Annotated in this window: 12 protein-coding genes; 7 read left to right on the top strand and 5 right to left on the bottom strand. The window is 72.0% G+C overall.

Going from position 1 to position 13,578, the window contains the following annotated elements; all coding sequences use genetic code 11:
* Positions 1 to 20 precede the first annotated feature (20 nt).
* Positions 21 to 830: a hypothetical protein gene (locus OG898_RS29665; RefSeq protein WP_250743315.1), complete on the bottom strand. Its 810-nt coding sequence runs from the start codon at positions 828 to 830 to the stop codon at positions 21 to 23.
* A gap of 5 nt (positions 831 to 835) precedes the next feature.
* Here OG898_RS29665 and OG898_RS29670 point away from each other — a divergent pair, with 5 nt between their 5' ends.
* The 5 genes from OG898_RS29670 to OG898_RS29690 all read left to right on the top strand — a co-directional run bounded on the left by OG898_RS29670 (position 836) and on the right by OG898_RS29690 (position 7,561).
* Positions 836 to 1,984 (top strand): CdaR family transcriptional regulator, encoded by a 1,149-nt coding sequence (locus tag OG898_RS29670; RefSeq protein ID WP_266961081.1) that lies wholly within the window; start codon positions 836 to 838, stop codon positions 1,982 to 1,984.
* A gap of 184 nt (positions 1,985 to 2,168) precedes the next feature.
* Positions 2,169 to 2,585 (top strand): hypothetical protein, encoded by a 417-nt coding sequence (locus OG898_RS29675; RefSeq protein WP_266961083.1) that lies wholly within the window; start codon positions 2,169 to 2,171, stop codon positions 2,583 to 2,585.
* Between the two features lie 758 nt (positions 2,586 to 3,343).
* Positions 3,344 to 4,492 (top strand): PLP-dependent cysteine synthase family protein, encoded by a 1,149-nt coding sequence (locus tag OG898_RS29680; RefSeq protein ID WP_250743310.1) that lies wholly within the window; start codon positions 3,344 to 3,346, stop codon positions 4,490 to 4,492.
* Positions 4,489 to 5,790: an MFS transporter gene (locus OG898_RS29685; protein ID WP_266961084.1), complete on the top strand. Its 1,302-nt coding sequence runs from the start codon at positions 4,489 to 4,491 to the stop codon at positions 5,788 to 5,790. Before OG898_RS29680 ends, OG898_RS29685 begins: the two co-directional genes overlap by 4 nt.
* A gap of 715 nt (positions 5,791 to 6,505) precedes the next feature.
* Positions 6,506 to 7,561: an AraC family transcriptional regulator gene (locus OG898_RS29690; protein WP_266961086.1), complete on the top strand. Its 1,056-nt coding sequence runs from the start codon at positions 6,506 to 6,508 to the stop codon at positions 7,559 to 7,561.
* On the opposite strand, the gene cynR is transcribed toward OG898_RS29690, so the two are convergent.
* Positions 7,546 to 8,457 carry a transcriptional regulator CynR gene (cynR, locus tag OG898_RS29695; protein ID WP_266961088.1) on the bottom strand — a complete coding sequence of 304 codons (912 nt, stop codon included), beginning with the start codon at positions 8,455 to 8,457 and terminating at the stop codon, positions 7,546 to 7,548. The two genes, OG898_RS29690 and cynR, sit on opposite strands and share 16 nt — an antisense overlap.
* A 123-nt stretch (positions 8,458 to 8,580) precedes the next feature.
* Here cynR and OG898_RS29700 point away from each other — a divergent pair, with 123 nt between their 5' ends.
* Both OG898_RS29700 and cynS read left to right on the top strand, forming a co-directional pair.
* Positions 8,581 to 9,180, top strand: coding sequence for a carbonic anhydrase (locus OG898_RS29700; RefSeq protein WP_250745755.1), 600 nt, complete (start codon positions 8,581 to 8,583; stop codon positions 9,178 to 9,180).
* Positions 9,181 to 9,294: 114 nt separating this feature from the next.
* Positions 9,295 to 9,765: a cyanase gene (gene cynS, locus OG898_RS29705; protein WP_250745754.1), complete on the top strand. Its 471-nt coding sequence runs from the start codon at positions 9,295 to 9,297 to the stop codon at positions 9,763 to 9,765.
* Positions 9,766 to 9,806: 41 nt separating this feature from the next.
* Here the strand turns inward: cynS and OG898_RS29710 are convergent, their stop codons facing one another.
* From OG898_RS29710 to OG898_RS29720, 3 genes are read right to left on the bottom strand one after another with little or no spacing between them, the layout of a single operon-like run.
* Complete coding sequence (locus OG898_RS29710; RefSeq protein WP_250745753.1) at positions 9,807 to 10,160, bottom strand: UBP-type zinc finger domain-containing protein; 354 nt, start codon at positions 10,158 to 10,160, stop codon at positions 9,807 to 9,809.
* The gene (locus OG898_RS29715) at positions 10,157 to 11,680 is read right to left on the bottom strand and encodes an ATP-binding protein (RefSeq protein WP_266961091.1); all 1,524 of its coding nucleotides are present in this window, start codon (positions 11,678 to 11,680) and stop codon (positions 10,157 to 10,159) included. Before OG898_RS29715 ends, OG898_RS29710 begins: the two co-directional genes overlap by 4 nt.
* Positions 11,677 to 13,353: an FAD-dependent oxidoreductase gene (locus tag OG898_RS29720; protein ID WP_250745751.1), complete on the bottom strand. Its 1,677-nt coding sequence runs from the start codon at positions 13,351 to 13,353 to the stop codon at positions 11,677 to 11,679. Before OG898_RS29720 ends, OG898_RS29715 begins: the two co-directional genes overlap by 4 nt.
* Positions 13,354 to 13,578: the final 225 nt, after the last annotated feature.

A 13,578-nucleotide genomic window follows, 5' to 3' on the forward strand; every position in this document is an offset into this window, starting at 1 on the left:
TTCGCATGAACAGGGAGGGGTCAGGGGAGGTCGCGGCGCGTCAAGTCGCCGTACGTCTCCCGGCGGACCACGGCCCTCGCCGTGCCCCCCTGGCAGAAGACGACGGGGGGCCGCAGCGCGCCGTTGTAGTTGTTGCCGAGGGAGAAGCAGTAGGCGCCGGTGGCCGGTACGGCGATCAGGTCGCCGGGCCGCGGGTCGCGCAGGTGCACGCCGGCACTGAGGGTGTCGCCGGACTCGCAGTGCCTGCCCACCAAGTGGTGGGGCGCGCCGCCTCCCACGCGGGTGGCGACGGTGGCTTCGAAGCGCTGCCCGTACAGGGCGACTTCGAGGTTGTCCGCCATCCCGCCGTCGACGGCGGCGAAGACCGGCTCGCCGTGCTTGACGGTGACCACCCGGTAGAGCGTCACCCCCGCCTCGGCGACCATCGACCGGCCGGGCTCGATGATGATTTCCGCGTCCGCGGGCAGTACCTTGCGGGCCGTCCCCACGAGTGCGTCCAGGTACTCCTCGATGGTGGGCGGGTGATCGCCGTAGGTGTAGCGGGCGCCGAGGCCGCCTCCGAGGTCGTAGACCGCGAACGTGCCGAGACCGGCGACGGCTTCCACGGCCCGGGAGAACGGATCGGTGTCGAGGATCTGGGATCCGATGTGGACGTGGACCCCGTCCAGCCGCAGCCGGTCGCTCGCGCGCAGCCGGGCGATCGCCTGGCGCGCCTGGGGCAGGGGCAGGCCGAACTTCGATCCGTCCTGCCCGGTGGAGACCGCGGCGTGGGTGTCGGGGCGGATGCCCGGCGTCACCCGGACCAGGACGGGCTGCTCGGCGGTGACCATCCACGGTGCCGGGCGGCCGCATCGACGAGCTGCGCCGCCAGGGCATCCTCGGCCGACGAGTCCCCGACCAGGCCGAACCGCAGCGCGAGGAACAGCTGCGCCAGTACCGCGAGGTGCTGGCCGCCCCCGGCGTCGTACGCCTCTCAGCCCTGGCCGACGACGAACTGCCGCGCGCCGCCGTCGCCATCCGCGCGGGAGACCTCCCGCTCGGGACGATCTGGGCGATAGAGGACCACACACCGCTCGACGTTGCCGGGGAGCAGGCACTGCTGGACGGTGCCCGGACCGCCGCCCTGCACATGCTCCGCCGCCGTGGGGCCGCCGCCCTGGAACTCCATGCCCGCGACCAGGCACTGCGAGCCGCTCTGGACGGCACCGCCCAGGTGCAGGAGACGGCCTCCCGCCTCGGCCTGCCGGCCGGCACACCGCTGCTGCTGATCGGCTTCGCCCCGGCCGGCGCACCCCAGGAGGCCCAGGCTCTGCTCACCCGGCTGGGAGGGGATCTGGGCCGGCACTGGTCGGCCGTACGCCGCTCGGCCGCAGTCGCCACCACCCCCGGCGCCGTCTACACCCTGCTGCCCGGCGAGGACCCGGAATCAGGACGTCGTCTGGCCGCACAGGCTCTCGCGGCCGTCACCCGGCCCCGCACCCAGCCGCTGCGTGCCGCCCTAGGTGCATCCGCCTCGGGTCTGTCCGATCTGGTCGAGCTGCGCGCGGAGGTAGACGACGTGCTGCGCGTGACCACCACCGATCCCGAAGCACCGCCGGTCGCGGCCCTGACCGACGTCCACGCCCGTGTCCTGCTCGCACACCTGGCGGACGAACTCGCCCGCCGGCCGAGGCTGCGCCACCCGGCCGTCGAGGCGATGCTCGAACACGACCGCACCCACCACACCCACTACGGCGACTCGGTCGCGGCCTGGCTGGACGCCGTCGGCAACGTCACCGAAGCGGCAGGACGCCTGACGATCCACCAGAACACCCTCAAGTACCGGCTACGCCGCAGCCGTGAACTGTTCGGCCTCGACCTGGACGACCCGGACACCCGTCTCTCCAGCTGGCTCCAACTCCGCATCGGAGCCGTTACCTCCGGCCGCTCCCCCTCCTGGCCCGCCGCCACACAGCCGGTCACCGAGGCCCGCGGCGGGGAGTAGCCCTCCGGCCGTCCAGGCCGCTCGGCCGCAGATACGCGGACGTCCCTCCTCCCCGGTTCGGTTGCATGCCCTCGGTTCAGGTCCTCATGGGTTCCTACAGCCCTTGCACAGAGGCGCAGTTGGATCACACGCTCTTCCGCGAAGGGGCGTCCGGGGGCGGGTGGACGCTGGCTATGATCACGGGGTGATGACAGCCAGGTCGCGTTCCGGCGGCCGGTCGACCACCTCACAGGTGGGCCGACTGGTCACTGCCGGGCTGGCCTTGCTGCTGCTCGGCCTGGTCGGCGTGTGCTGCACTTTGCCGGAGCACGGCAGCGAAACGGCGTCCGTGCAGCTCGCCTCCGCCGCTTCGGCGAACGCGGAAGGCCGGATCGAGGCATCTGCCGAGGGCTGCCCCGAGAGCGAAGGCCACTCCGCGGTCGAGGGTGCGCTCCGCTCGGGTGCACCGTCGGGCACCGCGGACAAGCCCGGTCTCGCCGAGGCGCCGTACGAGCGGCGGACTTCTCCGAGCGTCTCGTGTGCCCGGCCCACCGATCGGTTGAAGCGACCCGCTGCGGCTTCCTCCGACCACGAAAGATCGCGGGTCGTCCTTCAGGTGTAGGCGTCGGAGCTTTCCGACGACACCCACGCGCGCGCTGCGGAGTTCACAGGTTTACCCACTGCCCGGCGTTATGTTCAATGCGCCTCGGCTTCCGGCGCCGAACTCCTGCACCCTGTGCGCGCACCCGCCCATGTCCCTTCCCGCCCTCGTGGCCGGGGAAGTGACTGCCGCTCGGAGGATCTGTGCTCCGCCTGTCCCCGCCGCACTCGACCCGCCGGGTTCCTTCGTGGCCTGCCGTTCTGCTCGCCTGCGCGCTGAGCGTGCTGCTGCTGGCCGCCGTGCACTGTTCGTCGTACCTGTCCAACGACGGCCACCGGCACCTCTCCCTGTCCGCACCGTCTGCGCCGGACGGGCACGGGGAGCCCTCCGGCGAACAGGAGTCCCCGGACCGCCCGCAGCACGACCACTCCGCTGCGTGCGCGTCGCCTTGCCTGACCACGTGGGCCTCTGCGCACGAGGTCCAGCGTCCGGCCGACGGGTCGGCAGCCCCTTCGTCGTCTGTGCTCGGGGTGCTGCCTGGGGAGCAGGTGGCCGCCTCGGCGGCCTTCGGCTCCGGTAGATCGTCCATAGCGCGTACCGGTCGCTCCACTCTGACCGGCGTTTGCCGGTGGCGGATCTAGGCCGCTCGTCCCGCAGCCGTGAGCGGCTGCCGCATGCCGCCCTCCGGGCCGGGGCCCTGCCCCCTGATGCCCGGCCGGTCACGGCATGCCAAGCGAACGAGTAGCCGACGCCATCACCGAACGAACGAAGGCACCGTCATGCATTTTTCGACCACCGACACGTCAGCCACGGGCCGCACGGCCTTGTCGGAACTGGTGGGCAACACCCCGCTGCTGCGCATCTCCGAACCGCTCGCGCCGGCGGGCCGAGGCTTCTGGGCGAAGCTGGAGGGCTTCAACCCCGGCGGCATCAAGGACCGTCCCGGCTTGTACATGGTCGAACGGGCCCGCGTCCGCGGCGACCTGAAGCCGGGCGCGAGGATCATCGAGTCCACCAGCGGGACCCTGGGCCTCGGTCTCGCTCTGGCAGGCATGGTCCACGGGCACCCGGTCACGCTCGTCACCGATCCGGGCCTCGAGCCGTCCATGACCCGGCTGCTGACGGCGTACGGCGCCCAGGTCAACGTGGTCTCCGAGCCGCACCCCACCGGCGGCTGGCAACAGGCCCGCCGCGACCGGGTGCAGCAGCTCATGGCGCAGCACCCGGATTCCTGGTGCCCGGACCAGTACAACAACCCCGACAACACCGCCGCCTACACCCCGCTCGCCCTCGAACTGGCCACCGAGCTGCGCCACATCGACGTACTGGTGTGCAGCGTCGGTACCGGCGGCCACTCCGCAGGGGTCTCGCGGGTGCTGCGGCAGCTCTACCCGGACCTGACGCTGGTGGGAGTGGACACGATCGGCTCCACGATCTTCGGACAGCCCGCCCGGCCGAGGCTGATGCGCGGGCTGGGGTCGAGCATCTACCCCCGCAACGTCGCCTACGACAACTTCAGCGAGGTGCACTGGGTCTCCCCCGCCGAAGCCGTGTGGACCTGCCGCCAGCTGGCCGGTTCCCACTACGCCACCGGCGGATGGAGCGTCGGTGCGGTCTCACTGGTCGCGGGCTGGCTGGCCCGCTCGCTCCCGAAGGAGGCGCGCATCGCAGCGGTCTTCCCCGACGGCCCCCAGCGGTACCTCGGCACCGTCTACGACGACGGCTACTGCGCCGCCCACGGCCTGCTCGACTCCCCGCCGGCGCCGGAACCGGACCTCATCGGCCGGCTGGACGAGAAGGAGGTCACCCGCTGGACCCGGTGCACTTCCGTCGTCGACCCGCTCACTCTCGGCGGAGGTCGGGAGAACGAGGCCGGTGGAAAGAGCGCCGTGCAGCGCGCGTCGGACCCGCAGGAGCAGGTCCGGTGAAGGACACGATCGCGCAAGTCCGCTCGTACGACGGCAGCGTTCAGCTGCTGATGGTCAACCAGTTCACCATCAACCTCGGCTTCTACATGCTGATGCCCTACCTGGCCACCTACCTGGCCGGGCCGCTCGGCCTGGCCGGCTGGCTGGTCGGACTGATCCTCGGCGTACGCAACTTCAGCCAGCAGGGCATGTTCCTCATCGGCGGGACACTGGCCGACCGCCTCGGCTACAAGCCCATGATCATCGCCGGGCTCGTGCTGCGCACCGCCGGCTTCGCGACCCTCGGGCTGGTGGAGTCCGTCCCCGCCCTGCTGGCCGCGTCCGCCGCGACCGGGCTGGCCGGCGCCCTCTTCAACCCCGCTTCCCGTGCCTACCTGGCCGCCGGCGCAGGCGAGCGCCGCGTGGAGGCCTTCGCCCTGTTCAACGTCTTCTACCAAGCAGGCATCCTGCTCGGCCCGCTGGTCGGCCTGATTCTGACCGGCGTCGATTTCAGCGTCACCTGCCTGGTGGCCGCAGGGATCTTCGCGATCCTGAGCGTCATCCAGATCAGGGCACTGCCCGCCCGGCGCCCCGATCACCCGGGCACCTCGGACGGGGTCCGCGAGGGTGTCCTGGAGCAGTGGCGGGGGATCTTCTCCAACCGTCCGTTCCTGCTGTTCTCGCTCGCCATGGTCGGCTCGTACGTCATGTCCTTCCAGGTCTACCTGTCCCTGCCGCTGGAGGTCAGGCGCCTGGGTGGTGAAGGACGGTTCGGGACAGCCGCCGTGGCGGTCCTCTTCGCGGTCTCCGGACTGAGCACGATCGTCTTCCAGACCCGAATCACTGCATGGTGCAAGGCCCGGATGGAGCCGGGCCGGGCGCTCACCTTGGGGGTGCTGGCGATGGGGGCGGCATTCGTCCCCCTGCTCCTGGCCTCGGCCGTGCCGGTACCGGACGGCGGGGCGGGCCTGTGGGTCCTGGCCGGGCTGCCGCCGGCGCTCTCGGCACTCCTGCTGGCGCTCGGCACGATGATCGCCTACCCCTTCGAGATGGACACCATCGTCCGCCTCGCGGGCGACCGACTCGTGGCCACCCACTACGGCCTCTACAACACCATCTGCGGAATCGGCATCACGGTCGGCAACCTGCTCACCGGCATCGCACTGGACGCCGCACGCAACGCCGAAGTGCCGGCACTGCCGTGGGTGGCCCTGGGGCTACTCGGCCTGGCCTGCGCGGCGGCGCTCTGCACACTGCACCGTACGGGCCGACTGTCACCCTCGCAGGCCGAAGGAGGACGTCAGGCCGTGACCGCCTGACCGCCTGACCGGCGCCGGGACGTACGGACAGGACGCAGGCGTGCGCAGTGCGGTGCGGCCGGCGGAGCTCCGCCGGCCGCACCGCCCTTCCCCTCGGCCGGTCGGTTCCTGCCTGGCCGGGGAGGGTGTGCAGGGTGTAGTTGTCGCCGTGGGAGGCGAGTTCCTTCGCCGCGTGGGCCATGTACGCGTCGCCCGCGCCGCCGTGGGCGACCAGGACGGGCACGCTCACCGAGGACCACCGGCCGGTGGGCAGCGGCTGCCCGGTCCGGGCGGCGGCTTCCCACGCGGCCCACACCGGGGTGTTCCGCATACCGGCGATGTCCTCGTCGGCAGGGCCAGGCCCGTGGTCACGAAGTGGGTGAGCGCCTCGGTGGAGCTCCCCCGCGCCAGGGCCGCCTCCACGCGGTCCACGTAGTCGGCCGGCAGCGGCGGGCGGGTCCCATCGACCACGAACGGCGGCTCGTAGAGGGGTCTGGAGGCTACCCCGCACGGCCGGATCGCGAGCCCCCCACCCCCGTGGGAGGGCATCGCTCCGTCCGTGCCGTGCGGCAACGAACGCCACGCTACGACGCGGCAGTTCACCTCCCCCAGGGCAGCACGCGCCACCAAGGGGACCGACCGCGCCACGAGGGGACCCTGCGCGCCGCGTTGGGGACCGCATGCGCCTAACCCCCACGATGACCTGGCACTTCAGGCTGGACTATGCTCTGCCGCTGTGGTCTCGCATGCACATCAGGGGACAACCTCCTCCGCCCTCGCCCGTCTGAGCGTCAGCGTCGCGCAGCTGGTCGGCATACGTCCGCACGGCTACGCCCACTTGCCGGGCATGGCGCCCCAGTACCTCAACGACGACCTGTGCCGTACTCCCTCGGCGACGGCCATCCGGATCGCGGAGCTCACGACGGTCCACGCCCCCTGGACCGACATGTCCGTGCTGCTGGCACGGGAGTCGGGCATCGGCACCCTGGGGGTCTGGGACTACCTGATCACCTCCGCGCCCACTCCGCTCGAAGGGATCCGGGACGCCGCGGCCCACTTCGCCACCGTCGCCGACCCCATGACGGACGGCATGCGGATCACCGAGGACGGCGACCGCGTCACCATCGGCCACGTCAATCGGGCCGACATAGCCCACGAGGCGGCCTGCGGCATCCGCGGCTACGCCCTCGGCCTGTACCGGCGCCGGCTCGGCGAGGCCGCGGGGCGGCGGCTCGTCCCCCTGCACGTGTCCCTCGCCACCCCGGCGCCGCCGCGGCACGAGGGCCTGACCGAGCTCTACAGCACCCGGAAGATCGAGTTCGAGGCCCCGACCAGCTCGATCACCTTCCGCGCCTCCGACCTGAGCGCCCCGACGCCGCACGCCCAGCCCGGGCTGTCGGCCGTGCTCCGCCGGCACGCCGAGCAGAGCCTCGCGAGCGCGATCCCGCTGCACGACTGGCTGGACCTGTTCCGTACCGCCCTGGTCTCCGCCCACGACGGGGGTGAGCCGACGCTCTCCTCGGTGGCGCGGCGCATGACCATCAGTGCGCGGACCCTCCAGCGCCGCCTCGAGGAACACGGGACGACGTGGAGCGAGGAGGTGGAGACCGTGCGGCGGGACCACATCACCCGGCTGCTCCACGACACCGACCTGAGCGTCGACTCGATCGCCGCCCGGAGCGGTTACGCCGACGCCCGCGCCCTGCGCCGGGCCGTCAAGCGCTGGTACGGGACCACGCCCGCGGCCCTGCGCCGCGCGGGGCACGGCGGCGACGTTCAGGCCGGGGTGTAGCCGCGGGCTCGGACGTGCTCGTGGGTCAGCCGGGTGAACGCGCCTGCGGCGGAGCTCCGGTAGGCGTTCTCGCGTCGCAGGAGGGCGACGGTGCGGGTGGGCAGGGCAGGTTCGAGGGCGACCGGGGCCAGATGGGCGTGGTCCTCCGTGACCGCGTCGGGCAGGACGGTCGCGAGGTCGGTGCGCCGGACGATTTCGGTGAGGGTCTGCACGGAATTGGCCTCCACCGCGATGCGCGGCCGTACCCGGTGGTCGGCCAGGTAGGCGTCGATGTGCCCACGAGTGGCGAAATCACCGCTGAGTAGAGCCAGTTGGCGGTCGGCCAGACCCGTCACGGGCAAAGGTGGGTGCGGCGGGCCGGCTGCGGGGGTGGCCGCGGTGACGAGGCTGAGGGTCTCGGCGTACAGCGGGGTCGCGGTGACACCGGGCAGGTGCGGGCCGTCGAAGGCGATCCCCAGGTCGAGTTCGTCGGCGAGCAGGCCGGCTTCGATGCGGTCCTGGGCCATGTCCTTGACGTCCAGGGTGATGCCGGGGTGGCGGGCGTGGAGCTCCGCCGCCAGGGGCCCGACGAGGTAGGCGGTGAAGGTCGGGGTCACGGCCAGCCGGAGGTGGCCCCGGGAGAGGTCGGCGACGTCGTGGACGGCGCGTTCCGCGGCGGCGAGGTCACGCAGGGCCCGGCGGGCGTGGAGGACGTAGGTCTCGCCGGCGTCGGTGAGGCGGACGCCGCTGCGGCCGGTGCGGTCCAGGAGCTGGACGCCGATGGTGCTTTCGAGCTGCTTGATCTGCTGGGACAGGGTCGGCTGGGAGATCCGCAGCTCTTCGGCGGCGCGGGTGAAGCTCGCGTGTTCGGCGACGGCGAGCAGGTAGCGCAGGTGACGGAGTTCCAGGGCGGCCATGTCGCCGAGTATAGACGTCGTCTATAGCAGAGATGGCCAATGCGTCTTGGACTCTATAGGTGCAGGTCGTGCATGGTGGATCTCGTCGGCCCGCCGGGTCGGCAGGCAGCGAAGGGAGTGACCATGCACGACCTCATCGAGGGCGTCGCTCAGTTCCGGCGGGAGGTCTACCCGGCCAAGGCGGAGCTCTTCGCCCGGCTGGCGACGACCCACCGGCCGCGCACCCTGTTCATCAGCTGCTCCGATGCCCGTGTGGTGCCGGAGCTGATCACCCAGAGCGAGCCGGGCGAGCTGTTCGTCATCCGGACCGCGGGCAACCTCGTGCCCGCCCACGCCCCCGGCACGGACGGGGTGGCGGCCAGCATCGAGTACGCCGTGGCCGTCCTGGGTGTGAGCGACATCGTGGTCTGCGGGCACTCCGCCTGCGGGGCGATGACGTCCCTGGCCGAGCGGCACGACCTCAGCGGGGCCCCGGCGGTCGCCGGCTGGCTGCGCCACGCGGACGCCTCGCTCGCCCGTACCGGCACCGCGCCAGACGCGCGGAGGGTCGATGCCCTGGTACGGGAGAACGTGCTCGCGCAGTTGGCGAACCTGGCCACCCATCCCTCGGTGGCCCGCGCCCTGGCCGCGGGGTCGGTGACCCTGCGCGGCTGGGTCTACGACATCCGGGCCGGGGGCGTCGAGGAGCTCGGCACCTCCCGGGCGGCCTCCCCGGCGGGCTGACCGCCACCGCCCCTCGGGTCCACGACCCGCATTCCCGGCTCCATCCCCACCCCACCCCATCCGCCGCTCGCCCCCATCCCCCGGTGCGCGGCTCATCCGAAAGGAAGCCCTCTCATGGTGCACGCCCAGTTCGACAACACCGCCCGTCAGGCCCTGGCCGTCAAGGCCGTGGACGCCAAGATCCGCGAGGACCTGACCTGGCAGCGGATCGCGGATGCCGCCGGCCTGTCGGTCGCCTTCGTCACCGCGGCCGTGCTCGGCCAGCACCCGCTGCCCCGGGCCTCGGCCGAGGCCGTGGCCGGCCTGCTGGGTCTGGACGCCGACGACGCGGTGCTGCTGCAGACCATCCCGACCCGCGGCTCGGTCCCCGGCGGCGTCCCCACCGACCCGACGATCTACCGCTTCTACGAGATGCTCCAGGTCTACGGCACCACACTGAAGGCCCTGGTCCATGAGCAGCTCGGCGACGGGATCGTCTCCGCGATCAACTTCAAGCTCGACGTGAAGAAGGTCGCCGACCCCGACGGCGGCGAGCGCGCGGTCATCACCCTGGACGGCAAGTACCTGCCGACCAAGCCCTTCTGATCAGTCCCCGCCCGCTCTCGTCCGCCCTCGCCCGCCCGGGATCAGCGGTGGAGCCGTCGGCTCCAGTCCTCGGGGAGCCGGTCCGCCGGACCCGGGGCCGGCTGGTCGGACGGGTGGCCGGACGGCGGGGTCAGCTCGGGGCCGGTCTCGTACAGCTCGTTCGTCGCGTAGTCCCAGAACCAGTCCTCACCCGGTTCGTAGCTCTGCACCAGGGGATGGCCGGTCGCCTTCCAGTGGGCGGTGGCGTGCTGGGCCGGCGAGGAGTCGCAGCAGCCGATGTGGCCGCACTGGGCGCAGCGCCGCAGGTGGAACCACCAGCCGCCCACGGCATCGCATTCGACGCAGCCGCTGCCGCTGGGCGGGACGCTCGGGTCGACTCCGTCGATGGCGGTCATGCGGGCTCCTCGGAGGGCTCGGGGACGGACGCGGATGCGGATGCGGTCTCCGACTCAGACTCGGGTTCGGGTTCGGGTTCGGGTTCGGGTTCCGGTGCGGTCAGCGGGAGCAGCACCTGGAAGCGGGTGTCGCCCGGGACGGACTCGACCTGAAGGCTTCCGTGGTGCTTGTTGACGACGATCCGCCAGGAGATGTCCAGGCCGAGACCGGTGCCCTCACCGACGGGCTTGGTGGTGAAGAACGGGTCGAAGATGCGGCTGCGGATCTCGGACGGAATGCCGGGCCCCGTGTCGCGGAACTCCACGAGCAGCCGTTCGCCCTCGCGTGCCGTGCGGACCGTCACGGTGCCCTCGCGGCCCGTGCTCCCGATGGCGAAGACCGCGTTGTCGATGAGGTTGGTCCACACCTGGTTCAGTTCCGCGGGGTAGGCCGGTACGTCCGGCACGGAGCGGTCGTACTCCTTGACCACCCGGATCCGGGGGCCGATCTTGCCGGAGAGCATCAGCAAGGTGCTGTCGAGGAGTTCGTGGACGTCGACGACCCGGTGCGGTGCGCGGTCGAGCTGCGAGTACTGCTTGGCGGCGTCCACGAGGTGCGAGATGCGGGTGGTGGAGTCGTCGATCTCGTCCATCAACAACTCGGTCTCGACCGTGTAGTTGAGCCAGCCGAGCGCCGACGGCAGCAGGTCCTCGGCCACGCGCGCCGCGACCTGCTCCAGCCAGTCGGTGTCCAGGCCTGCCTGGACGAAGACCGGTGCGATGCGCCAGCCCTCGGGGAAGCCGTGGTCCTCCAGCCAGTCGGCGATCTCGTCCTCCCGGTCGGAAGCCTCCAGAGGGCTCAGCACCGGGGCCTTCCCGACCCGTTCGACGGTGCGTTCCTGGATCTCGATGAGCTCGGCGATGGCCTCTCGCGGGTAGTTGCCCTGGGAGATGTGGGCCAGCTTGTGCCGCATCTTGCCGACGCGTTCGCGCAGGGTGGCGGTGGCCCGGACGGCTGCCGCGGCCGGGTTGTTGAGCTCGTGGGTGAGTCCTGCCGACAAGGAGCCGAGGGCGAGGAGCCGTTCGCGCTGGCCGATGACCTGTTGGGTGCTCCTGGCGCCGAAGAAGAGCCCCTCCAGTAGGTGCGCGGCCATCGGGAACCATTCCCGCATGACGTCCGAGAAGGACTGCGCGGGCAGGACGAAGAACCGTGTCGGCTCGGTCACCCGCATCGAGTTGTTGTACGTCTGCGGGACCCGGTCGCCCAGGTAGGCCTGCATGGCCCCCGCGTACACCCCGCGCTGGGAGGTCCGGCCGACCTCCACCTCGTCACCGCCGACCCGGCGGGACAGCACCACGGTGCCCTCGATCATCACGTAGAAGCAGGTGGCGGGGGCGCCCTCGGCGTACACGGGGCCGGTGTCGAACCGCTCGATGCGGCCCTCGGCGCACAGCCGCCCGAGCTGCTCCGGGGTGAGCTTCTCGAACAGGAAGAGCGAGCCGATCTCCTCCGGGGAGCACGGCATCGCCTGCCCGCTCACGACTCCTCCAGGTACCGGTGGACGAGCATCACGGCCATGGCTCCCTCTCCGACGGCGGACGCGACCCGCTTCGCCGACCGGGCGCGCGCGTCGCCCGCCACGAACACGCCGGGCACGCTGGTCTCCAGGTGGTAGGGCGGCCGGTCCAGCTCCCACTCGGCCGGGGGCCGCCCGTCCGGGGTGAGGTCCGGCCCGGCCAGGATGAAGCCGTGGTCGTCGCGCAGCACCGTACCGTCCAGCCAGTCGGTGAGCGGGGCCGCGCCGATGAAGACGAACATCCACTGGGTGTCGACGAGTTCGGTCGCGCCGGTGTCCACGTCGCGCAGCGTGAGCTGCTCCAGGTGGCCTTCACCGTGCGCCGACTCGACGGTGGTGCGGGTGCGCACCGTGATGTTCGGCATCTCCTCGATCTGCTGGATCAGGTAGTACGACATGGATGCGGCCAGGGACTCCCCGCGCACCAGGACGGTCACCGATTTCGCACCGCGGGCGAGGTACATGGCCGCCTGTCCGGCGGAGTTGGCGCCGCCGACGACGTACACGTCCTGTTCCAGGCAGGAGGAGGCCTCGGTGAGCGAGGAGCCGTAGTACACGCCGCGGCCGGTGAGGCCGTCGCAGCCCGGCGCCCCGAGCTGCCGGTAGGAGACTCCGGTGGCCAGGATGATGCTCTGCGCGCCGATCGCCGAGCCGTCGGAGAAGCGGACGACGCGCGCCGCGCCGTTCACCTCCAGTCCGGTGACCTCGCGTGCGGTCAGGATCTCGGCGCCGAACCGGCCCGCCTGGCGGCGGGCGCGTTCGGTGAGCTGGGCGCCGGACACTCCGTCGGGGAAGCCGAGGTAGTTCTCGATGCGGGAGCTCTGGCCGGCCTGTCCGCCGGTCGCCGACCGCTCGACCAGTACGGTGCGCAGCCCCTCGGAGGCCCCGTACAGCGCGGAGCCGAGGCCGGCCGGGCCTCCGCCGATCACGACGAGGTCGTAGAAGTCGGCGGTCGGTGTGGTCGCGAGCCCCACGTGGGCGGCCAGGTCGGGTGCCGCCGGTTCGACCAGCACGGTGCCGCCGGGGGTGATCACCACGGGCAGCCGCTGTCCGTCGACGCCGGCCGCGCGGAGCAGCCGCTGTCCCTCCGGCTCCTCGCAGGAGTACCAGCGGTACGGGACCTGGTTGCGGGCCAGGAACTCCCGCACGGCCGACGAGGGGGCCGACCAGCGGTGTCCGACGACTTTGGTGGCGGGCACGGGCCGGTGGTCGCCGGTGCGCCAGGCGGTGAGGAGGTCGTCGACGACCGGGTAGAGCTTCTCCTCGGGCGGGTCCCACGGTTTGAGGAGGTAGTGGTCGAGGTCGACGACGTTGATCGCGTCGATCGCCGCGTTGGTGTCGGCGTAGGCGGTGAGCAGGACGCGGCGCGCGCCCGGGTACACGGTGAGGGCCTCTTCGAGGAACTCGATGCCGTTCATCTGCGGCATGCGGTAGTCGGCGAGGATCACGGCCACCAGGTCGCCGCGGAGCTTCAGCTCGCGCAGCGCCTCCAGTGCGGATTCGCCGGATTCGGCGCGCACGATCCGGTAGCCGGAGCCGTAGCGTCGGCGCAGGTCGCGGGCGATGGCCCGGGACACTCCCGGATCGTCGTCCACGGTCAGGATCACGGTCCTCGCCGTGTCGGCGGCCTCTGTCATGGCTCTCCCACCCCGAGCGGCCTGGACTGGCGGCGTCGCGGCGAGCCGCCCGCACCCGGTTCCCGTCCATCCTAGGGTCGATCGTCCGGGTCCGCGCGGACGGAGGGGTGGCGGGCCGGGCGGCCGGTACGGGGTAGGCGGTACGGGGCGGGCGGCCCCGGGAAGCGGTCCCGGGAAGCAGTCCCGGGCGGGCGGTCCCGGCGGGCGGGGACCCTCACCGGCGGA

This window comes from Streptomyces sp. NBC_00193 (assembly GCF_026342735.1).
Lineage (GTDB): Bacteria > Actinomycetota > Actinomycetes > Streptomycetales > Streptomycetaceae > Streptomyces > Streptomyces stoeckheimensis.